25 protein-coding genes are annotated in these 19,876 nt (G+C 71.3%); 18 read left to right on the top strand and 7 right to left on the bottom strand.

Going from position 1 to position 19,876, the window contains the following annotated elements; genetic code table 11:
* Positions 1 to 6 precede the first annotated feature (6 nt).
* The 11 genes from AB0M28_RS13430 to AB0M28_RS13380 all read left to right on the top strand — a co-directional run bounded on the left by AB0M28_RS13430 (position 7) and on the right by AB0M28_RS13380 (position 11,462).
* Positions 7 to 378 (top strand): hypothetical protein, encoded by a 372-nt coding sequence (locus AB0M28_RS13430; RefSeq protein WP_365402614.1) that lies wholly within the window; start codon positions 7 to 9, stop codon positions 376 to 378.
* Entirely contained in the window at positions 371 to 793 is a 423-nt protein-coding gene (locus AB0M28_RS13425; RefSeq protein WP_365402611.1) for a minor capsid protein, read from the top strand. Before AB0M28_RS13430 ends, AB0M28_RS13425 begins: the two co-directional genes overlap by 8 nt.
* 67 nt (positions 794 to 860) lie before the next feature.
* On the top strand, positions 861 to 1,322 hold the full coding sequence (locus AB0M28_RS13420) for a hypothetical protein (RefSeq protein WP_365402608.1): 462 nt from the start codon (positions 861 to 863) through the stop codon (positions 1,320 to 1,322).
* Positions 1,319 to 1,804 (top strand): hypothetical protein, encoded by a 486-nt coding sequence (locus AB0M28_RS13415; RefSeq protein ID WP_365402605.1) that lies wholly within the window; start codon positions 1,319 to 1,321, stop codon positions 1,802 to 1,804. Before AB0M28_RS13420 ends, AB0M28_RS13415 begins: the two co-directional genes overlap by 4 nt.
* 140 nt (positions 1,805 to 1,944) lie before the next feature.
* The gene (locus tag AB0M28_RS13410; RefSeq protein WP_365402603.1) at positions 1,945 to 5,106 is read left to right on the top strand and encodes a hypothetical protein; all 3,162 of its coding nucleotides are present in this window, start codon (positions 1,945 to 1,947) and stop codon (positions 5,104 to 5,106) included.
* A gap of 8 nt (positions 5,107 to 5,114) precedes the next feature.
* Positions 5,115 to 8,936 (top strand): hypothetical protein, encoded by a 3,822-nt coding sequence (locus AB0M28_RS13405; protein WP_365402600.1) that lies wholly within the window; start codon positions 5,115 to 5,117, stop codon positions 8,934 to 8,936.
* A 9-nt stretch (positions 8,937 to 8,945) separates the two neighbouring features.
* On the top strand, positions 8,946 to 9,407 hold the full coding sequence (locus AB0M28_RS13400; RefSeq protein ID WP_365402597.1) for a hypothetical protein: 462 nt from the start codon (positions 8,946 to 8,948) through the stop codon (positions 9,405 to 9,407).
* Between the two features lie 58 nt (positions 9,408 to 9,465).
* Positions 9,466 to 10,284, top strand: a complete 819-nt coding sequence (locus AB0M28_RS13395) for an N-acetylmuramoyl-L-alanine amidase (RefSeq protein WP_365402594.1) — start codon at positions 9,466 to 9,468, stop codon at positions 10,282 to 10,284.
* A gap of 2 nt (positions 10,285 to 10,286) precedes the next feature.
* Positions 10,287 to 10,538 carry a hypothetical protein gene (locus tag AB0M28_RS13390; protein ID WP_365402591.1) on the top strand — a complete coding sequence of 84 codons (252 nt, stop codon included), beginning with the start codon at positions 10,287 to 10,289 and terminating at the stop codon, positions 10,536 to 10,538.
* A 28-nt stretch (positions 10,539 to 10,566) separates the two neighbouring features.
* Positions 10,567 to 10,830: a hypothetical protein gene (locus AB0M28_RS13385; protein ID WP_365402589.1), complete on the top strand. Its 264-nt coding sequence runs from the start codon at positions 10,567 to 10,569 to the stop codon at positions 10,828 to 10,830.
* On the top strand, positions 10,827 to 11,462 hold the full coding sequence (locus tag AB0M28_RS13380) for a collagen-like protein (protein WP_365402586.1): 636 nt from the start codon (positions 10,827 to 10,829) through the stop codon (positions 11,460 to 11,462). Before AB0M28_RS13385 ends, AB0M28_RS13380 begins: the two co-directional genes overlap by 4 nt.
* A gap of 102 nt (positions 11,463 to 11,564) precedes the next feature.
* On the opposite strand, the gene AB0M28_RS13375 is transcribed toward AB0M28_RS13380, so the two are convergent.
* Both AB0M28_RS13375 and AB0M28_RS13370 read right to left on the bottom strand, forming a co-directional pair.
* The gene (locus AB0M28_RS13375) at positions 11,565 to 12,200 is read right to left on the bottom strand and encodes a hypothetical protein (protein WP_365402583.1); all 636 of its coding nucleotides are present in this window, start codon (positions 12,198 to 12,200) and stop codon (positions 11,565 to 11,567) included.
* A gap of 57 nt (positions 12,201 to 12,257) precedes the next feature.
* Positions 12,258 to 12,617 carry a hypothetical protein gene (locus tag AB0M28_RS13370; protein ID WP_365402581.1) on the bottom strand — a complete coding sequence of 120 codons (360 nt, stop codon included), beginning with the start codon at positions 12,615 to 12,617 and terminating at the stop codon, positions 12,258 to 12,260.
* 201 nt (positions 12,618 to 12,818) lie between these two features.
* Here AB0M28_RS13370 and AB0M28_RS13365 point away from each other — a divergent pair, with 201 nt between their 5' ends.
* Complete coding sequence (locus AB0M28_RS13365) at positions 12,819 to 13,262, top strand: hypothetical protein (RefSeq protein ID WP_365402580.1); 444 nt, start codon at positions 12,819 to 12,821, stop codon at positions 13,260 to 13,262.
* A gap of 307 nt (positions 13,263 to 13,569) precedes the next feature.
* On the opposite strand, the gene AB0M28_RS13360 is transcribed toward AB0M28_RS13365, so the two are convergent.
* From AB0M28_RS13360 to AB0M28_RS13350, 3 genes are read right to left on the bottom strand one after another with little or no spacing between them, the layout of a single operon-like run.
* Positions 13,570 to 13,791 carry a hypothetical protein gene (locus AB0M28_RS13360; protein ID WP_365402578.1) on the bottom strand — a complete coding sequence of 74 codons (222 nt, stop codon included), beginning with the start codon at positions 13,789 to 13,791 and terminating at the stop codon, positions 13,570 to 13,572.
* A gap of 58 nt (positions 13,792 to 13,849) precedes the next feature.
* Positions 13,850 to 14,704 (bottom strand): DUF5753 domain-containing protein, encoded by an 855-nt coding sequence (locus AB0M28_RS13355; RefSeq protein WP_365402577.1) that lies wholly within the window; start codon positions 14,702 to 14,704, stop codon positions 13,850 to 13,852.
* 10 nt (positions 14,705 to 14,714) lie between these two features.
* The gene (locus AB0M28_RS13350; RefSeq protein ID WP_365402575.1) at positions 14,715 to 15,458 is read right to left on the bottom strand and encodes a DUF6879 family protein; all 744 of its coding nucleotides are present in this window, start codon (positions 15,456 to 15,458) and stop codon (positions 14,715 to 14,717) included.
* 174 nt (positions 15,459 to 15,632) lie between these two features.
* Here AB0M28_RS13350 and AB0M28_RS13345 point away from each other — a divergent pair, with 174 nt between their 5' ends.
* From AB0M28_RS13345 to AB0M28_RS13335, 3 genes are read left to right on the top strand one after another with little or no spacing between them, the layout of a single operon-like run.
* Entirely contained in the window at positions 15,633 to 15,866 is a 234-nt protein-coding gene (locus AB0M28_RS13345) for a hypothetical protein (protein ID WP_365402572.1), read from the top strand.
* A complete protein-coding gene (locus AB0M28_RS13340) occupies positions 15,856 to 16,110 on the top strand; it encodes a hypothetical protein (RefSeq protein WP_365402570.1) in 255 nt (84 codons plus the stop codon). Before AB0M28_RS13345 ends, AB0M28_RS13340 begins: the two co-directional genes overlap by 11 nt.
* The gene (locus AB0M28_RS13335) at positions 16,107 to 16,445 is read left to right on the top strand and encodes a hypothetical protein (RefSeq protein WP_365402567.1); all 339 of its coding nucleotides are present in this window, start codon (positions 16,107 to 16,109) and stop codon (positions 16,443 to 16,445) included. Before AB0M28_RS13340 ends, AB0M28_RS13335 begins: the two co-directional genes overlap by 4 nt.
* A gap of 154 nt (positions 16,446 to 16,599) precedes the next feature.
* On the opposite strand, the gene AB0M28_RS13330 is transcribed toward AB0M28_RS13335, so the two are convergent.
* Positions 16,600 to 16,836 (bottom strand): helix-turn-helix transcriptional regulator, encoded by a 237-nt coding sequence (locus tag AB0M28_RS13330; protein ID WP_365402564.1) that lies wholly within the window; start codon positions 16,834 to 16,836, stop codon positions 16,600 to 16,602.
* Positions 16,837 to 17,484: 648 nt separating this feature from the next.
* Here AB0M28_RS13330 and AB0M28_RS13325 point away from each other — a divergent pair.
* Complete coding sequence (locus tag AB0M28_RS13325) at positions 17,485 to 17,853, top strand: hypothetical protein (protein WP_365402561.1); 369 nt, start codon at positions 17,485 to 17,487, stop codon at positions 17,851 to 17,853.
* Positions 17,854 to 17,935: 82 nt separating this feature from the next.
* Here the strand turns inward: AB0M28_RS13325 and AB0M28_RS13320 are convergent, their stop codons facing one another.
* Positions 17,936 to 18,340, bottom strand: a complete 405-nt coding sequence (locus AB0M28_RS13320) for a heavy metal-responsive transcriptional regulator (RefSeq protein ID WP_365402558.1) — start codon at positions 18,338 to 18,340, stop codon at positions 17,936 to 17,938.
* 83 nt (positions 18,341 to 18,423) lie between these two features.
* Between AB0M28_RS13320 and AB0M28_RS13315 the strand changes: the two genes are divergently transcribed.
* Complete coding sequence (locus AB0M28_RS13315) at positions 18,424 to 19,392, top strand: alkylmercury lyase family protein (RefSeq protein ID WP_365402783.1); 969 nt, start codon at positions 18,424 to 18,426, stop codon at positions 19,390 to 19,392.
* 8 nt (positions 19,393 to 19,400) lie between these two features.
* Positions 19,401 to 19,865: a DUF5990 family protein gene (locus AB0M28_RS13310; protein WP_365402555.1), complete on the top strand. Its 465-nt coding sequence runs from the start codon at positions 19,401 to 19,403 to the stop codon at positions 19,863 to 19,865.
* Positions 19,866 to 19,876: the final 11 nt, after the last annotated feature.

Genomic DNA, 19,876 nt, shown 5'->3' with positions numbered 1-19,876 from the left:
CGTGTCGTGGCGCAGACCAGTCAGTTCCGATGGGAGGGCCGGGCGTGGCTCGCCCGTACTCAGCGCAACGCCCGGACGGGCCTGGAGAAGGGCTTGGAGCACGTCCTGGGCGAGGCCCGGAAGATCATCCCCCTGGATGAGGGCACGCTGGAGCGCTCCGGCCGCGTGGTGATGGACGACGCCGCGATCTCCGGCGCCGTCGTCTTCGACACCGTCTACGCGGTCGTCCAGCATGAGCGTCTCGACTTCCGGCACGCCCCCGGCCGGCAGGCGAAGTATCTCGAGGTGCCGATGCTCGCAGAGCGTGAGGTCGTGCTGGCCATCATCGCCGCCGAGATCCGGCGCGGCGGGCTCCTGGGAGGGCTGCGCGGTGGCTGACGTCCTGGAGGGCCTGGCCCTGCACCTGACGTCCAAGGGGTTGGCCACCTACAACCCTGCGGCTGCCGGTGGGGATTGCTTCCTTGAGGCCATGCCCAGCACGCCGGGTCTGGCGGTGGTCCTCACCGGCTACGGCGGCCCGGAGTCGGACTCCGCGAACCCCTACGACGAGCCGCGGGTGCAGATCCGCGTGCGCGGCGCGGCCGACCCGCGCGTCTCCCGCTCCCGCGCTGAGGCGATCCGCTCCGAGCTGCACGGCCTCGGCCCGCTGATCCTCCCGGACGGCACGCACCTGATCCTCGCGATCGCCATGCAGGCCGCGCCGGCGTCGATGGGCCGCGACGAGGCCGGCCGGTTCGAGCACGTCGTCAACTACCGCTGCACGGTGCGGCAGCCCACCGCGCACCGCGGATAACCCCCCAACGATCTTTGCCCGCCCGCACGTCGCGGCCGGGCCCTTCAGCCATGCCAGGAGGCACCCGATGGCCGCGACCCAGTACAACGCCCGCGACTGCGTCTTCCAGATCGAGAACCCCGCAAGCCCCGGCACGTGGGTCGACATCGGCGCAGGCCGCGACGGCATCATGACGTTCTCCGTCGGCCGCAAGACCGAGTCCACGGACATGACCGACTTCGCCTCCGGCGGCCAGGAGGAGTCGCAGGTGATGCAGCGCGGCAAGACGCTGAAGCTGGAGGGCAAGCGGCTGAAGGACGTCGCCACCGGTGTCCTCGACGCCGGCCAGCAGCTCGTCGAGACGCTCGCGGACCAGGTCGGCGACGCGTCGTGGGGCCGGGTGCGGTTCGCCTCCCCGGGCGACACCACGTATGCGGTGTGGACGGCCACCGCGGAGATGGGCGAGGAGGGCGGCGGCAACAACGACAAGGTCAGCTGGTCCGTGACGTTCACGCGTTCCGGCGCCGCGACCACCCTGCCCCGCCCGTGACCGCGGATGAGGCTGCCGAGAGCAGCCCCACGGAGAGCTGGGACTCGTTCTGGGCGGAGGTCCGCGCGAAGGAACAGGTCCGTACCGAGGTCATCCGCGACGTCGAGGTGGCCGTCCCCACGGACCTCCCGCTCGCCCTTGTAGAGCGCGCCGACGAGCTGCAGACGTCGGGCAGCGAGGCCGACATTCACGAGCTGGTGGCCCGCCTGTTCGGCAAGGACGTCTACGGCGAGTGGGTGGCCAACGGCATGGGCCTGCGTGAGTTCAAGGTCGTGCTCGCGTGGGGGATGGCCCAAGGCCGCGGCACCGACATCTCTTTCGCTGAGGCGTACAAGGCCGTCGTGGACGTGGAGCAGGGAAAAGACCAGCCCACGCCCGCGAACCGAGCCGAACGACGCGCGCAGTCAAAGAGCACTGGTGGGCGCTCGAAGCGGACTTCCAGCGGGAGTACCGGCTCGGCCCGCAAGACATCGCGCAGCTGACGGTCCGCCGCTTCTACGTGCTCCTCAGCGGCCTTTCCGCAGAGTCCGCGTTCCGCCGGGTGGCCGGGCCGCAGCTGGCCATCGTCGACGACCCCGACCGCATCCAGGCGGCCCTTCGCGGCTGAGACGGGGGGCGTCCCATGGCGATGACCGTCGGCGAACTCCTGGCGACGTTCGATCTGGACCCGGACCCGGCGCGGCGCGCGATGCTGCAGGCCGAGCTGGCGATGCGGGGCCTGCAGCGCTCCACCGACGGCAGCATCCGCGACATGCGGGGCCGGTACGTGTCCCTGTCCCGGTCCCTGGACGACGTCACCCGCCACACGAACCGCACCGGCGACGCCAGCCGCCGCGCGTCTCGCGACATGGGGCGCCTGGGCGGTCTGGGCGGCATGGTGCGCGGGCTCGGCTCGGCGCTGGGGTCGGCGGCCGCTCAGGCGGCCCGGGCGGCATCGATGCTGGGCGCGGCCGTGCCGGCGGCGGCCGGTCTGGTGGGCGCGCTGGTCAACATCGTTCCGGCGGCGGCGCTGGCGACGACGGCGATCCTGTCGGTGGCGCAGGCCGTCGGCGCGCTGAAGATCGGCGGGTCGGGTGTCGGGGACGCGCTGACGGCGGCGTTCGCCGACGCCGGTGCGGCGGCCGGGGGCGCGGCTGGGGGCACCAACCAGCACGCGCAGGCGGTGCGGGCGGTCGCCGACGCGGAGCGGGCGCTACGCGACGCGCAGAAGGCCGCCCGGCAGGCGCAGCTGGAGCTCAACGCGGCCCGTAAGCAGGGTGCGCGGGACCTGCAGGACATGAACAACGCGCTGGCCTCGGCGCAGCTCGACGAGCAGCAGGCGATCCTCGACGTCAAGGACGCCGAGGAGGAACTCAACCGGGTCAAGAACAGCGACTCCTCCGAGGAGGAGCGGGCCCGGGCACAGCTGGCGTACGACCAGGCCGTCCAGCGGCTCAAGGAACAGCGGATCGAGACGGCGCGGCTGCGGGAAGACACCGCGGCCGCGAACAAGGCCGGGGTCGAGGGCACGGATGCCGTCACCCAGGCCAAGGAGCGTCTGGCGCAGGCCGAGCGGGACGTCGAGGACCGCATGCGCGCGGTCGCCGACGCGCAGGAGGCCCTCGCGCAAGGCGCCGGCGGCGGGGGCGGAGCGGGCGGCGTCGATGCGCTCGCCGCTGCGCTGGCCAAGCTGTCCCCGGCGGCGCGTGCGTTCGTGCAGGCCGTCATCGCCCTGAAGCCCGCCTGGGACGCGCTGCGCCTGGACGTGCAGGAAGCCCTCTTCAAGGGCCTGGCGGGCGAGCTGCGCACCACCGCGGGCGCCCTGCTGCCCCTGCTACGGCGCGAGCTGGTCAACTCCGCGACAGCCCTGAACACCATGGCCAAGGGCGTCCTCGGGTCCGCCCGCGAACTCGCCCAGAACGGCACCCTCGGCCGGGCGATGGCCTCCGCGTCGCAGGGCCTGCACAACCTCTCCGGCGTCCCCGGCGTGGTCGTGACGGCGTTCGGGCAGCTGGCCGCAGCGGCCGGCCCCAGCTTCGAGCGGCTCACCGCGCAGGCGGGCGACGCCGCCGCACGCATCGGGGAGAACCTGTCCCAGGCGTTCGAGGACGGCCGGCTGCAGGCTGCGATCGAGCAGGCGATCAGCCTGATCGGCGACATGGCGGAGGTCGCCGGCAACGTCTTCTCGATCTTCGGAAGCATTTTCAGCGCCTCGTCGGCGTCGGGCGGCGCGTTCATCGGCATGCTCCAGACGATCACCGGGGCGTTGGCCGACGCGTTCGCCTCCCAGCCTGTACAGGCCGGGCTGAAGGCCCTGTTCGAGACCATGAGCGTCCTCGCGCAGACCGCCGCTCCGCTGCTGGTCCAGGCCCTCAGCGTCATCGGCCCCGTGCTCGTCGCTCTCGGCCCGCCCGCCCAAACTCTGATCAAGGCGTTCGCCGACGGGCTGGAACCCGTCATCCGCGCGCTCGGCCCTGTGCTCTTCGCTGCGGCCGGCGCGGTCGGGTCGCTCGTCGAGGCCGCGGCGCCGCTCCTCGTCGTGGTCGGGGAGCTGGTCGCGGCGGTGCTGCCCGCGCTGACACCGCTGCTGGACGCGGTCGCTGTCGTGGCCCGGGCGCTCGCGCCGATCGTCCGGCAGCTCGCCACCGTGCTGGGAGCCACCCTGGCGCCCGTCATCGCCGGACTGTCCGACGTCATCGGCGAGATGGCCGAGCAGACCGCGAACGCGCTCGTCGACGCGCTGGAGCAGCTGCTGCCGCTGATCCCGATGCTGATCCCGGCGTTCGAGGAGACCGGCCGCAGCCTGGGCGAGATCCTCACGGCGCTCGCACCGCTGCTGCCGCAACTGGCCCTGCTGGGCACGGAGATCATGACGCAGCTGATGCCTGCGCTGATCCCGCTGATCCCGCCGCTCGTGCAGCTCAGCGTGATCATGCTGCGGCTGGCCACGGTCGTGATCCGTGACGCGGTCGTCCCAGCACTGGAGATGATCATCAAGGGGCTCGGCGCGTTCAAGGACGCCATGCAGCCGACCATCGACGCGGTGACCGGGCTCACGGAGGGCATCCGGGACGCCTTCCAGTGGCTGTACGACATCCTCGTCGGACACTCGATCATCCCGGACCTGGTGCGGGAGATCGTTCAGTGGTTCACCGGCCTGCCCGGCAAGACACTGGCGGCGCTGACCGCGTTCCCGGGGGCGCTGGCCTCGCTCGCCTCCCGGGCCGGGACACGGATGGTGGACGCCATCGCCGACGGCGTGCGCTCCGCGGTCCGTTCGGTGGCGTCGCTGCCCGGCCGCGCCCTGTCCGCGCTCGGCGACCTGAGCAGGTACCTGTACGACTCCGGGCGCGCCCTGATGCGCGGGTTCATCGAGGGCATCAAGAGCCAGCTGAGCGCGGTGAAGGACGCCGCGAAGTCGGTTCTCGACGGCGCCCGCAGCCTGTTCCCCTTCTCGCCCGCGAAGGAAGGCCCCTTCGCGGGGCGGGGCTGGACGCTGTACTCCGGCCACTCCATCGGCGACGCCCTCGCGGCAGGTCTGTCCTCCCGGCAGGGCCTCGTCGCCGACGCTGCCCGCTCCCTGATGGCGGCCGCCCACATCGGCACCCCCGAGATGGGGCTGCCCGCGGGCGCGGCACTCGCAGGCGGGGGCGCGCTGGCCGGCGGGCCCGGCGGCGGTGGCGGGGGTGTGCACACGATCCGGCTGGAGTGGTCCGGCCCGGAGGCGATGACCCGGCTGATCCGCGGGGTCGTCTCGGACACCGGCGGCGGGGACGTTCAGCTCACCTTCGGCAGCCGACGATAGGAGGTGCCATGCCGGACTTCGATGTACGCGGCGAGTTCCTGATCGGCGGCGTGTGGGTCGATGCCACCGGCAACATCCTCTCCCGGCAGGCGCTGACGCACTCGCGGGGGCGGCGGGACCAGGGGGCGCGGGTGGATCCGTCCACGCTGCGCCCCCTGATCAACAACACGAACGGGCAGTTCAGCCCGGACAACCCGACCGGCCCGCACTTCGGGAAGTTCGGCCGCAACACCCCGTTCAGGCTGTCGGCGAAGGCCGGATCGCCGGCGCTGGACCTGCCCGGCGCGGTAGGCGACTACGCGTCCACCCCGGACGCTGCCGCGCTGGACATCACCGGGGACATCGACATCCGCATCGAGGCGACGCTGTCGAACTGGACGCAGCCAGCCGAAGCCGGGGTCATCGAGATCATCGGCAAGTACAGCCCCGGCAGCCACTCTTGGCTGCTGGACACCTGGGACGGGCTCCTGGAGTTCCAGTGGTCGACGGACGGGATCGGCCTGAACTCGGCGTTCTCCAGCGTCCTGCTGCCGGTACCGGCGTCGGGCCGCATGGCTGTGCGGGTGGCGATGGACGTCAACGTGGCCCCCTTCGGCGACCACGAGATCTTCTTCTACACGGCGCCGAGCATCGCCGGACCGTGGACGCAGCTCGGCAACTCGGTGATCATCCCGGCGGCAACGTCCATCTTCGCGGGCACCGCCCCGCTGAGGATCGGCGACGCATCCGACGACACGCTCGTACCCGCCGCGGGCCGCGTCCACAAGGTGGAGATCCGCAACGGCATCAACGGCAGCGTCGTCGCGAACCCCGACTTCACCGCGCAGGCGATCGGCGCGGGCAGCTTCGTCGACGGCGCGGGCCGCACCTGGACGCTGAACGGCAACACGTCGATCACCAACCGGCGAACACGCCTGTCGCAGGAGCTGGCCGCGTACCCGGCCCGCTGGCACGCCTCCGGCGCGCACGCCTGGGTCGAGGCCACCACCGCCGGGATCCTGCGCCGCTACCGGCGCGGTAGCACCCAGCTGGAGTCGACGCTGCGCCGCCGCATCCCGTCGCACAAGCCGCTGGCGTACTGGCCGCTCGAGGACGGCGCGTCCGCTACGCAAGGGGCCTCGCCGATCGCCGGGGTGAAACCCGCACGGCTCGGCCCGGTGAACTGGGCGTCGGTCGACACGCTGCCGTCGTCGAGCCCGCTGCCCGGCCTCAACACGGGCACCAGCCGACCATGCACCATGTCCGCGCCCGTCCCCACGCCTGCCACGACGCTGACGGCGTGGCATGTGCAGTGGGTGTACTACCTGGCGACGGGCCCGGCGACGCAGCGCACCATGCTGCGGATCCTGTCCACGGGCACCGTCGCCGAGTGGACGATCCAGTCCGGCACCGGCGGCTCCACCGTCATCGGCAAGGACGACGACGGCGCCACCGTCTTCAGCCAGGCCATCGGCACCGGATCCGATCTGTTCGGGCAGTGGATGAGGGTCCGGTTCGAGGCCCACCAGTCCGGCGGCTCCGTAGCGTGGTCGATCACCTGGACCGACGTCGGCGGCGACGCCGGAAGCTTCAGCTCGTCGTTCGCCGGTACGGTCGGCCGGCCCACATCGGTGGCCTCGCACGGCGCCGGCTGGTCGACCGACCTCGACGGCATGGCCATCGGCCACATCTCGGTGTGGCCGACGACCAACACCACCGCGTACGACGGGGCGATCGACGCCTGGACCGGGGAGACCGCGGGCGAGCGCATGCAGCGCCTCGCCACGGAGGAGAACCTGCCGCTCACCGTGTGCGGGGCGGTGGCCGAGCAGGAGCCCGTGGGCCCGCAGCTGCCCGCGCACTCGCTGGAGCTGCTGGAGGAGGCCGCGGACGCGGACGGCGGGATCCTGTACGAGGACCGCGAGCGGCCGGCGCTGCGCTTTCGGGGCCGGGCGACGATGTACAACCAGACGCCCGCGCTGACGCTCGCCTATGCGGGCGGAGTCCTCGGGACACCGCTGGAGCCGACGGGCGATGACGACGCCACGGAGAACGACGTCACGGTCTCCCGGGTGAACGGTTCCTCGGCGCGGGTCACGGAGGATTCCGGCCCGCTCTCGGTACTGGCCCCGCCGGACGGGGTGGGCCCGTATCCGGTGTCGACGACCCTCAACCTGCACTCCGACCTGCAGACCCCGTCTCAGGCGGGCTGGCGGCTGCACCTGGGCACGTGGGAGGGCCGCCGCTATCCGCAGGTCCGCGTCCGCGTGCACAAGGCGTCTGCCGCGCTGCTGGAGCAGATCCTCGCGGTCGACGTCGGCGACCTGATCCGCCTGACCGGCATGCCGATCTGGGTGGCGCCCGGCGACGTGGATCTGATCGTCCTGGGCTATGAGGAGACGTGGAGGTCGGCTCGCGAGTGGGACATCGTGTTCAACTGCGCGCCCGGCGGTCCCTGGTCGGTGGGAGTGCGCGACGATGCCGTGCTCGGCCGGCGGGATACTGCGGGGTCCGAGCTGGCGTCGCCGGCCGCCGCGGCGGATACGGAGCTCGCGGTGGCGACGACGCTGGGTCCGTGGTGGGTGCCCGCACGCCCGGCGATCAACGGCAACCCGCGGGTGGCATCCGACCTGACAGGCTGGTCTGCCGCCAGCGCTACGATCGCACGCGTAGCGGCGCCGCCCGGACTCGGCTCAGGGGCGGACTGGGCGATCCAGGTCACTCCGGACGGGGTGTCCGCGTCGGGCGGCGTGAACTCCGACCACTCGGCGGCGGGAACGGTCGCGGTCGCGGTGGACTACACGGTCTCCTGCTGGGTGTACAGCCCGGGCGGCTGGTCGGACCTGCGCGCGTGCGTCGACTGGTACGACGCCGCGGACGCGTACATCTCGTCGTCGCTCGGCAGCGCCACCGCAGTGACCGCTGGACAGTGGGTGTTCCTCAAGCAGACGTTCACGGCGCCAGTGTCAGCCTCGCGGGTGGTGGCCCGGGCGCGCCACGGGGCTACTCCGGCCGCGGCCAACGTGTGGTACGCCACGCAGATCACGGTGCGCCGCACCCGGTCGGACGAAGTGGTGGACGCCTTCCCACTGGACCTGCAGCTGGGCGGCGAGGTGGTACGCGCCGAGGCCATCACCGGCGACGCCCGATACGACCTGTTCGGACGATCGGTGTCGTCGGGGTGGGGCGGCACGGACGTCGAGGGATTCGCCTGGACCACGAACGGCGGCGCAGCGTCGGATTACTCGGTCGCTGGCGCACAGGGCGTGCACACGGTGAACACGTCGAACATCAACCGCTTCACGCTGCTGCCCGCGGTCACCGATGCGGATTTCGATCTGCGGGTGGACGTCGCGTCGTCGGCGCTGGCCGCTGGAGCGAACCAGCAGGCGTATCTGATCGCGCGGTTCACGGACACGTCCAACTACTACGGGGCGAGGCTGGAATTCACAACTTCGCAGCAGGTCACCCTGACGCTGATCAAGACTGTAGCCGGGGTCGCCACCAGCTTCACCGTCTTCACGACCAGCATCACCCACGCTCCGGGTACGCGGGTGCGGATGCGGTTCCAAGGTCGTGGGAGCACATTGCGGGCCCGGGCCTGGCTCCCCACCGATCCAGAGCCCGCAGCTTGGCAGGTGACACAGGTCGACACGCAGCTCACGGGCGTCGGCCAGATCGGCTGCCGGACCCGGGTCCTGACCGGCGGCACCGTGCCCGTCGATGTGCGGTTCACCTCGTTCGTGAGCGCGCAGTCGGTCGTGGTCGCCCGGGCCGTCAACACCGTCGTGAAGCCACAGCTGGCGGGCGAGTCCCTGTCGCTGGCGTACCCCACCAGGAGGGCCCTGTGAGGAGGACGTATGCCTGACCTGCTGGCCGGATCGAGGGTGCGGGCACTGGACACCCCGCCGACAGTGTGGGATGTCGAACTCAGCTCATACACGACCACGTCGACATCGTTCGGACAGACCACGTCGGGCGGCACCTACGCCGTGTGCGGCGCCGTCTTCACGGCCCCGACGACAGGCCGCGTGGAGATCAAAGTCACGGCCCAGGTGTCCAACAGCAGCACGCTGGGCACGTCAGTGGCCGCGGAGACCCGGCTGGGCGCCGTCATCGGCTCCGGCACCGTCGTAGAGGCCGTCGCCGACGGCACCGGACTGATCCACTACGGCACCGACGGCAGCCGGAAAACGATCTCGCATGTGCTGTCCGGACTCACTCCCGGCGCGGTCTACAACGTGATCCTGCTGCACAAGGTCAGCGGGGCGTCGACCGGCACCATCCTGCGGCGCGAACTCATCGTGGCCCCGCTCACCTGACCCCACCCCCGCCTCGGTGCCGTCCGGCCCCGGGGCGTCCTCATGTCCAGGAGGCACCATGGATTTCGTCCCCCGCGAGCGGTGGGGCGCCCCCGCGACCTCGCCGGCCGCGTACATCGCGTCCACGAAGGGCGTGAAGGTCCACTACCTCGGATCGCCCTACTCCAGTCGTGAGCACGCGCGGTGTGACGACAAGGTCCGCGAGGTCCGCGCCGCACACCTCGCGAACAAGACCGAGGGTTGGGTCGACATCGCCTACAACGCCATCGTGTGCGAGCACGGCACCGTGTACGAGGGCCGCGGCGCGCACCGCCGGACGGGCGCCAACGGCAGCCGCGAGCTGAACGAGGACCACTACGCGGTGCTCGCGCTCCTCGGCTCGTCGGGGATGACCAAGCCCACGGACCGCATGCTGCACGGGCTGCGGGACGCGATCGAGTGGCTTCGCCGGGCCGGCGACGCCGGGACCGAGATCAAGGGCCACAAGGACGGGCACGCGACGGCCTGCCCTGGTGCCGCGCTTTACGCGTGGGTGCAGAAGGGCGCCCCGCGGCCGGGCGGTACGGCGCCGGCGGCGCCCGCCCCTGCACAGCCGACTGTGGACCTGTCGCGGCTGATCGCCGCCGCGCACGCCGATCCGCCGCGAGCTGGGACTCCGATCTCGTACTACGGCGTGAAGACGGTCGAGTCGGCGCTCGTCGCCGAGCGGCTGCTCGGCCGCGAGTACGCCGATGGCCACTTCGGCACCAAGACCCGCAGCGCGTACGCCGCCTGGCAGCGCCGCTGCGGCTTCACCGGGGATGACGCCGATGGCGTCCCCGGCCGGGCCTCGCTGGAGAGGCTCGGCAAGAAGCACCACTTCAACGTGAAGGGCTGACCATGACGACCTCGTTTCCCAACCCCTCGGCCGTGGCGCGCACCGCCGCGACGTACGGCCGCGACCTCGCCGAGCGCATCGTGACCTCGTTCATCGGCGGGTTCACCGCGGGCGTCGTCGTGACGCAGCCGCTCGACGGGTCCATGTGGTACTCCGCGCTGGCCGGCGGCGTCGTCGCGGTGGTGTCCCTCGTGAAGGGCCTCGTCGCGCGCGCGGTAGGTGACCCCAACAGCGCGTCCCTGACCAAGAGCTGAGCAGCCCGGCACGCTGTAAGGAGCCACCTTGGACGCCACCACCCTCGGCAGCCTCCTCGTCGGCATCGGCGCGGTCGTCGGCGGCGTGGTGGCGTACCTCGGCAAACGCGGCGAGAACCACATCACCGGCTACTCGTCGTTGACCGGCAGCCTGCAAGCAGAGCGCGACCGCCTCGACCGCAAGGTCACCGAGCTGAACGCGCACATCGCCGAGCAGGCCGCGCTACGGGCCGCGGACCAGGCGGAGATCGCTCGACTCCGCGCGCATCTACCCCCCGGAGGACAGCCGTGACCCGGACTCAGCGGGTGTTCGCCGAACGCTGGCGGTGGATCTTCACCGCGTGCGTGCTTGTCGCCTTGTCTGGCGTCGCGGTGATCCTGTGGCATCGCATCGACCAGAGCGACCAGCGTGCGGAGCAGCTGGCGGCGGAGGCCAACCGGCGCGGAACGGCCGTCTCGACGCTGGCGACCGACGTACGGCAGCTGCGGGCGCAGGTGCAGGCCGAGGGGAAGACGCCGGCCGCGCCGGACCCCTCGGAGGCGGTTGAGGACTTGCCGGACCGGGCGGAGGTTCCGGTGCCGATCCCTGGCCCGCCGGGGCCTGCGGGTGAGCAGGGTGCGCCCGGGCCGGAGGGGAGTCCGGGCCCGTCCGGGTCGCCGGGGGCCGCCGGTTCGGACGGCGTCGACGGTGAGCCTGGCCCGGCTGGCCCGCAGGGCGAGGCTGGTCCGGCCGGCCCGCCTGGGCCTGCTGGGGAGGATGGCAGCGACGGCGCGGACGGGCAGAACTGTCCGGACGGCTACTCGCTGCAGGCTCCGTCGTGGGATCCGGCCGCGTTGGTGTGTCGGCGGGATGGTGCGCCTGATCCGAATCCCCCTGGTCCGCAGTCGCAGGCTGCGGTGGTTGATCGTCCTCGCTGGCAGTAGGCGTAGAAGTGCGTTGCCCCCGTCGTCGGCCTTCGGGCCGGCGGCGGGGGCCTTTCACTGTGGCAGCTGGCTCTCCGACGTCGACCTGCCGCTCGGGCGTGCCTAGCCGATGGTCATGTGGATCGGCGGCAGCGAGTCCAGGGGATACGGAATCGTCCATGGATCAAGGTCTTCGTGTCGGCAGACCAGGACCAGCCGGATCGGGGTACCCGCCTGCTCCCGGTCCCACCGGTCGTTTGCGTCGCTGCCTTCCCACCAGAACGGGGCGCGGATCCGGTCCATGTTGAGCGGGCGCCCACGACCGACACGGAGTGGAAACGGGGTCACCGTCCGCCCGAACTCGTTTGCGCCGTCTCCACCATGGGCGAATTTGAACGGCCCCCACACCTGATTGTCGATGTCCTCCTGGGTGGGGCGTCTGTCGGGGCGCCCGCTCGGGAGACGAACGGTGCGGTCCATGTCGTCGTCGTCGATCGAAATGGAGACCTCATTCAGGTAGCCGAGGGCCACCGGACCCTTGAGATGTACGTTCAGCTTCGCCTGGTCATCGCTGACGAACTCGGCGGTGATCTCAAAGCTCGGGGTGAGTTCGCTCTGCCGGCGGTCCCTCTCGATGCGCGCAACCGCATCCGCTGTGCGGTTGGACACGACGGCGGCTCGCCAGGCGCCAGCAGCCGCGGCGGCACCGGAGAGACCTCCGACGGTGCTGAAGATGTTGGCCCAATGGATGCTGCTCATCCGCCGCACGGTAGCGGTGCCAGACGCGGCCCGTCGCGCTTTCCGCCGTGTTGCTGCTCATGCCCGACGCCGCTCCGCGCCCTTCCCGGCGACGGCCTCCAACCGCCTCTGTGGCTTGCACTCCGGGCACGCCGCCGTGGGCCCCCCTTTATCGAGGTACGCCTGCAGCGCCATCGCCTCGCCTGCCTCGATCAGCCGACGTCCGGGCGCGAGGTCTTGCATGTTGCGGCAGACCGCGAGGTGCAGCACTCCCCGGCCGGCCCCGGTCCCGGATGGGTTCGGGACGTGCTCGATGGCGTACGGCTGGCGTGGCTCGCGGAGTGCGGCGAGGGCGCGGTCGACCTCGTCGAGCTGGAGCTGCAGGTAGAGGCGCAGGGTCTCCAGCCGGGCGCGGTCTGGTGGGAGCGGGGCGGGCATGAGCCCAGTGAAACATATGTTCGATTTACTCGGCGAGTGCACCACCGGCAGCTATGCCAACGGGCATGCGCCCGTGTTCTGTGCCATCGAACCTTGAGCGTGTGCCACGGAGCTTTGAGTGACCTGAACACGCTCGGCCCCTTACTCTCGCGTTCACGACAGGAGTGAGGGGGCGGGGTGTCCGTAAGCGATGTGGCGACGTTGGCGATCTCCATCGTGTCGCTGTGCACGTCCATGGCCGTTTTCTACTGGCAGCGTCGGCATGGCGACTTCGACTTGGCACGGATCCTCCACGCAGATCTGACAAGTGGCGACGTAGCGAAGGCCCGCGACCTGCTCGGGACTCTCCTACATTCCCCCGACAGCTTCAGGGACGATGCGCTGCCCGACGTTCGTACCGCCTACTTCACGGTCCTTTGGAGCTTCGAGCGGCTCTACGCTGGGCGGCGCGCCATCGAGGATGGCGGCGCAGCCAGCCGGCGCCCGTTGAAGTTCCTCGACCGCCTGATCAGCCGGCCGCTGGCCCACTGGTCCGAAAACCTTCCCCGTGTAAGGGCGGTGCTGGTGCAGCGACTGGGGCCAGTCGAGGATGATCAGGCGATGCAGGCATTGGTGGACCTTAAACGCGCCGTGCTGCGCGCGTAGCCGTTCTCGGCGCCGCTCAAGTTCAGATGACACAACGACCAGACTTCGATGGCACAGGACAGCCCGGATGTCCTTCCATCAGAAGGCACCCGTCGTCCGGGCCTGCCCCCGGCGCCACAAGACTCCCACATGATGATGATCGGGGTGTCCAGGGATGGGAGCCGGTCCGGCCCTACGGGGCCCTGTAACGGTGAGGCTGCCGCACTGATGGCCTGAACGCGGACCCTGGCCCCCACCACGACGCCCCTGTCGTCTGGTCCTCTGGGACCGGGCGGCGGGGGCTTTCCGTCATGCTCCCGCGTTCGCCCTACTGATCGCGCGGCTTCCGCCATGGCCGGTCGCCCCCGCCAGGACGCAACGTCACATCAGGCGGCGGCCCCGCACGACGCCGCGTTGTCCCCGCAGCCACCGCGCCGACCGTCATCAGCCCACCGATCACGTAAAAGATCAGCGGAGCGTCGAACACGAAGCTGAAGAACATCAGCAGCGCGCCTACCACGAACACCGCGAACGCCGTATCTGAACGCATACGAACCCCCCCTTGCTTGACGTCACGGTACCGCCAGAAGGAGATCGCTTACCGGCCCTTACCTCCGCAGGTTGAGGGCGCCCCGCGCCCGAGCGATCACCCGATGCGCCTCCGCTCCATACACCGCGGAGTCCCGCAGTGCCCCCCACACCCGCAGGTACCCGGTCACGCTCTCCATGTCGTCGAGCCACAGCTCCGCATGCCAGTCCTCCGTGATGACGAGCCGCTCATCGAACACCCAGAAACCGTTCGCGGCCGGCAGCTTGAGGGAGGCCGAGAGTGGGAGGACGCCGAGCTCGACGGTGTCGAGGCCGATGACTCCGGCAAGCCGGTCGAGCTGGGCGGCGAGGATCACGGGCGGGCAGACGAGGGCGTGCAGAGCGGCCTCCCACACCAGGGCGCGGAGCTCGTGGCCGGGGTGGTACAGCCACTGCTGGCGGCGCATGCGGGCCCGTACCGCGTCGTCGGCATCGGGCGGCGAGGACTGCAGGGCGGCGTAGCGCAGGAAGAGGTGCCGGGCGTAGTCCGCGGTCTGCAGCATGCCCGGGATGACGGCCTCCTCCCAAGCGTGGATGAGCTGGGCGCGGGCGACTTCGGTGTTCCAGGTCTCCTGTACCGGGCGGTGGCCGGCGGCGAGCTGGCGGCGCCAGGATCGGATGTGCGACTCGAACCCCTGCAGGCGGCCGAGCAGCTCGTCGACGAGGTCCGCGTGGCCGGTGGCGGCCGCCCAGGCGCGGAGGTCGTCGGGGGTGGCGGTCTGCTTGCCGCCTTCCAGCTTGTAGACCTTGGAGTGTGCCCAGCCGAGCAGGGTGGCGAGTTGGGGGCCGGTGAGCCGGCCACCGGCGGCGGAGAGGCGCAGTTCGCGTAGGCGCAGCCCGAGGGCCTCTCTCGCCTGCTGGTAGTCCGTGCTCACCGGCCGCAGTTCAGGCCAGCTGGGCGACGACGCGCTGGTACGGCACGGCGTGATGGGCGGCGGCGTCGTACGCCTGCAGGTACCGGTTGACCTCGGCCGGCTCGGTGATGACCTCGGCGTCGTGCAGGACGTCGGCGTCGTCGAAGCGGAGCAGGACGACGAGGCGGGAGTCGAACACCCAGAAGTCGGCGGCCGGGAGGTCCAGCCGCTCGGCGTCCGCGCGGTGCAGGCAGGTGATGGCCTCGCCGGTGGCCTCGTTGCAGGCGGCGTACGCGAGGAGGAAGCGCTGCCCCTCGGTGACCGGGTCGTCGACGATCCGGACCCGCTCGACGAGCTTGCCGTCGCCGGTCTGGCGGAGCATGGTGCGGCACCAGTCGGTGCCGAGGTCGCACGGCACGCTGCCGGTGTCCTGCCAGGTGCGGAAGTCGGGGTCCTGGCGGTCGGAGGCGTAGCCGCGGCGGGACTCCAGTCGGCGGGCGGAGTGCTCGAAGGTCTCGAAGAGCCGGCCGAACTCCTCCAGGTCGATGACCTTGGGCACCCGCCGCATCTCCTTCGGACCGTGGTTGACGAGCAACTCGCGCGGGACGACGACCGCGACGTCATCCTCGCCGAAGTGCTGCAGCTGCTCGAGGTCCGCGCGGTCGGTGAGCGGCGGCCCCTGGACGACGATCTCACCGGTGTCGAGGTCCTCGTGTACGGCGGGGCAGCCGCCGTTCTTGCTGTCCGTGCCGTTGAAGCGTAAGCGTCGCGCCATGGCTTGGCCCTCCTGAACTGGGGTGGATGGGACCAGGATTGCCGGACGGGTGCCCCCTCCACTACAGCACGCGGGCGGCTCCGTGAGAACACCCGAGCACATCCCAAGTCCTGGCGAGAACATCCGCGAACATCGCATAGACCAGCGCACAGAGGCGTCCGTAGCGTCCCCGGTATGGCGACCCCACGGCAGAACACGAAGACGACGCTCGCGGACCCGCATGCGGCCGTCGAGCAGCTGCGGGATGCCCTGACGGTCCACGGCATTGTGCTGCCGTCCCTCGGTGTGGATGTGGGCGCGGCGCGCCGGCTCAAGCTGGTGACTCTGGGCGGGGTGCGGGCGGATGTGGCGCTGCAGCTCGCGCAGGCCCTGCAGGGGACGGCGGGGGGTGAGCCCGATGTGCCATGAGATTGAGGGCCTGTCGGTGCGGGCCCTGCTGGCGAGCCCGCAGCGCCGGCCGCCCTCGGAGCCGCGGAGGATCTCCCGCGAGTGCATGGTCAACGCGCACGATCTGTGCCCGGGGTGGGCGGGCAAGGTGTGGCCCGAGGGCGGCGCCTACGCGAGCAAGCCCCTGGTGACGGTTGATTGCGGCTGTCCGACTCCGGAGTGCGATTGCGTCGAGGAGCGGAAGCGGCGGGAGGCCGCGCGGTGAGCGAGTACGTGCCGCTGCACTGGCTGCCGGACGTCGGCGGCGTACAGGGGGATGAGAACCTGCGGCTACTGGAGTGGGCGCAGCGCACCCGCGAGGAACGCCTCGGACAGGCCGCCGCCGAACCCGACGACGGACCGGACGACGAGCGCGAGGACGGCCCGCAGGCCGGCGACAAGTGCATCTACTGCGGCACCGACAAGGACCTCACCGTCATCGGTCACGCCACCGTCAACCAGACGCGAGGCCCCGGCCTCGAAGTGCCGTACTACGGCTGCGCGGAGTGCATACCGAGCCCGCCGGCCGACGCGGCCCGTGGCCACGGCTGCGCCCGCTGAAGACCCCCGCCCCCACCCAACATCCGCTGTGTCCGCTGGGGGCGGGCTTGACCCCCGTTCGGTGCGATCCCAGAGAAAGGCCGGGGCGGCACGCACCGGACGGGACGACCCCCCGGCCTGCCGTGCGCATCCCCGTCGGCGGCGGGCCGGGGGCTCAGTCGTCGACGAGCTGGGCGAGGGGCATGTCGAGGGCGTCGGCGATCAGCAGGAGTACGGAGAGTCTGGGGTCGGACTGGGCGTACTCGATGCGGTGGACGGTCTTGAGGTCGATGCCGACGGCTTCGGCGAGGCCCTGTTGGGTGAGGTTCTGGTGGATGCGTCGTGCGCGGATGCGTGCCCCGATGATCTCGCGTCGGTTGAGTACCGAGGCTGGGAGTGGGTCGAGGGGCACCCGACCACGCTGAAGTGATCATCCCGGGAAGTCTTTACCTGGTCAGGTAAATGTCGCGATCATGGCTGTGGGGTGGCGCGGGCCCCGGCGCACGCGCGGCGTGGATCACCCGAAAGGGGGATGTCCACGTCAAGAGGCTGGTTGCCTGAGGCACGTGCCGCCAGAGTAGTTGCGCCCCCCACGCACATCGGCCGCCGGCGCCCCAGACCCTGCCGCCGGCGGCTCCGTACAGGGGGTGCGGTGGGTGCCACTTGCGAGGTGCGCCGCTCCGGCCGGATGCCGGAGACCCGCCCCCTGAGCTGCCCCTCACCCGCTACTGTGGGTGAGGGGCGGTGCCGCGAGTTCACGCCAAAATGGGCGGGACGATAGGCCAAGCGCCTTCGATTAATACGGTGAAACGGGACCTGGGAAAACGCAGGTAAGCGCAGCATTCAGCCCCGAATGCCTTCTAAGCGCTTGGCCGCAGGTTCGAGTCCTGCCGCGGGCGCACATCCTCCCCTCGGAGCGAGGCGCCGTTTTCGCTGGTCAGAGGCTGTATGCGCAGCAAGCAGAGGTGCCGGACCGTCCCACGATGATCGCGGGGAAGCTCCCCGCGCACTCGTCACCGACGGCGTTGCCACTTCTCACAGCCTTTGGAGACTGACACCCATGGACTTCACCTCGGGGGGCACGCCTGGACCGCAGCTTGACGAGCAGGCGGTAGCGGCCCTGGAGGTGGAGGTTGGGAACCACGTCTGCGGGTCGCTGACCTCGGTGACGGACGCCCATCTCGCGGCGGAAGTCTTCTACGCAGGAGGGTGGAGTGTCCGGCGGTCGGGCTGGGACGAGTTCGAGGTCGAGCACACCTTCGCCCAGCTGGAGATCCTCCCCCTCTCACCGGTTGTCTTCAGCGGCTTCGTGGACTCAGCCCGGATCGAAGACCTCCTGGCGGCGCTCGACAGTCTGGGCCTGCCGTGGACCGTCGAGCACGAGAACCAGGACGGCACGGAGCAGATCTTTCGCTCAAGGCACGACTGACGCCTCATCACGTGGCGCCGAGCCCGGCGAGGGGTTGCCGGCAGGCGTGGGTTGTCAACCGTGGTGCGGGAGTCCCCCGTTGTCATCCGGACGCGGTGTCGATGATGCTGCAGATCTCCGTGGTCGTGCAGGTGCTCGGGTCGGTGGTGGCCGCGCGGGCGGCGAGTGTGTGGAGGGCTGTGCGGGTCTGGTGGAGTTCGGCCATTCGGCGCTCGATGTCCTTCAGGTGCTGGCCGATCAGGGTCGCGACATGGACGCAGGGCGCCTCGCCCGAGTCACGCAGCGTCAGGATCGAGCGGATCTCGGCGAGCGTGAGTCCGGCTGCCTGTGCCTGGCGGACGAAGGCGAGACGGCGGGTCGCCTGCGGCGGGTAGTCGCGGTAGCCGGCCGGGGTGCGGGCGGGCTCGGGCAGCAGGCCGGACTGTTCGTAGAACCGGATCGTCTTGGCAGTCAGCCCGGTGGTCGCCGCCAGCTCTCCGATGCGCATACGTCGAGGCTACGCCTTGACCTTCCAGTGCGCTGGAAGGTCTACGGTCGGAGGGAGCAGGCTTTGCGATGGAGGGCGTGACCATGCGTATCACCGTGCTGGCCGTGCCGGGCTGCCCCGGCGCGTCGGTGCTCAGGGAGCGGCTCGCGCACGCGCTGGAGGGGCGTGCCGCGTGCGTCGAGTGGGTCGAGGTCGGTGATGAGGTGCAGGCGGAGCGGCTCGGGATGGCCGGTTCGCCGACCGTGCTCGTCGACGGCGTGGACCCCTTTGCCGTGCCGGGTGTCGCCGCGTCGCTGTCGTGCCGTCTGTACCGCGGGCCCGACGGGCGCGTGGAGGGGTCGCCAGGCGTCGAGGCGCTGCGGTTTGTGCTGGCCGTGGGCGGCGCCGTCGAGGAGCCGCTGGACGTCCTCGGTCGCGGTGGCCGGGGACGCCTCGCCCCGGTGGCCGGTGGGCTGCGTGCCGTCCAGCAGGCCGTGCTGCGCCACTTCGCCGCCACGGGCGACGCCCCCGAACTCGGCCAGCTCGAGGACGCGGCGGCCGCCCACGGCCGTACGGCTGCCGATGTCGTGGCCGAGCTGGCCGCCGAGGACTTCCTCGTCGCCGACGACCGCGGCCGGATCGCGGCGGCCTACCCCTTCTCGGCGGCCCCCACCGCCCACCGGGTCCGGCTCGCCGGCGGGGTCGACGTCTGGGCGATGTGCGCGATCGACGCGCTGGGCATCCCGGACATGCTCGCCGCCGACGCCGTGATCACCTCCACGGATCCGGTCACCGGGGACGCCGTCACCGTCACCGCGACGGGTGGATCGATGACCTGGCAGCCCGCCGGGGCCGTGGTCTACGTCGGCAGCCGCTCCTGCGCCGGGGCCGCCGCGGATGTCGTCTGCGGCGCCCTGAACTTCTTCGGCAGCCGCCGCAGCGCGCAGGCCTGGTCCGAGCAGCATCCCGACTACCTCGGGAGCGTCGTCGACCAGGCCCGGGCCCATGCACTGGGGCGGTCCGTCTTCGGCGGCCTGCTCAGCGCCGCGGCGACCGCCGACGGGCGGGGATGACGGCCGTCATGCGGATCCGGATCGACGCCCACGACCTGCCCGGTCTCACGTGCCCGCCCGGCGACCGCAGCATCCCGTCGTACCGCAACATCCACGTCGCCGTGCAGCGCCGCGACCGCCCCGCCGAGCTCCTCGACCCGCACCCCGGTGACGCGCACACGGCCACCTGGACGCTGGAGTGCACGGTCGCGTCCTCGCCCGACGGCGTCGATGTCAAGGGCCCGTACGTGCAGGGCCGCCCGGGCGAGCGGTTCGTCTACCTCACCTGGGGCACCGTCGACGAAGCGGGCGCCTTCACGATGTTCCGCCGCGCCAAGCTCATGCTCGGCTCCGTCCCCCGCGACGTCCTCGACGCGGCCGTACGCGGAGGCCTGTTGGTCGCGCGCCTCGGGCTCACCGACGACGGTGGGATGCCGCTGTGCGCACGGGCCGTCCCGCCGGCGGTCACATGGGGCGCCGCCGAAGCGAGCTGAAACGGGTCGCT

The sequence above is a fragment of the Streptomyces sp. NPDC051940 genome, assembly GCF_040680895.1.
GTDB lineage: Bacteria > Actinomycetota > Actinomycetes > Streptomycetales > Streptomycetaceae > Streptomyces.
The sequence above is the reverse complement of the archived record's forward strand: the minus strand, read 5'-3'. Positions and strand labels throughout refer to the sequence as shown.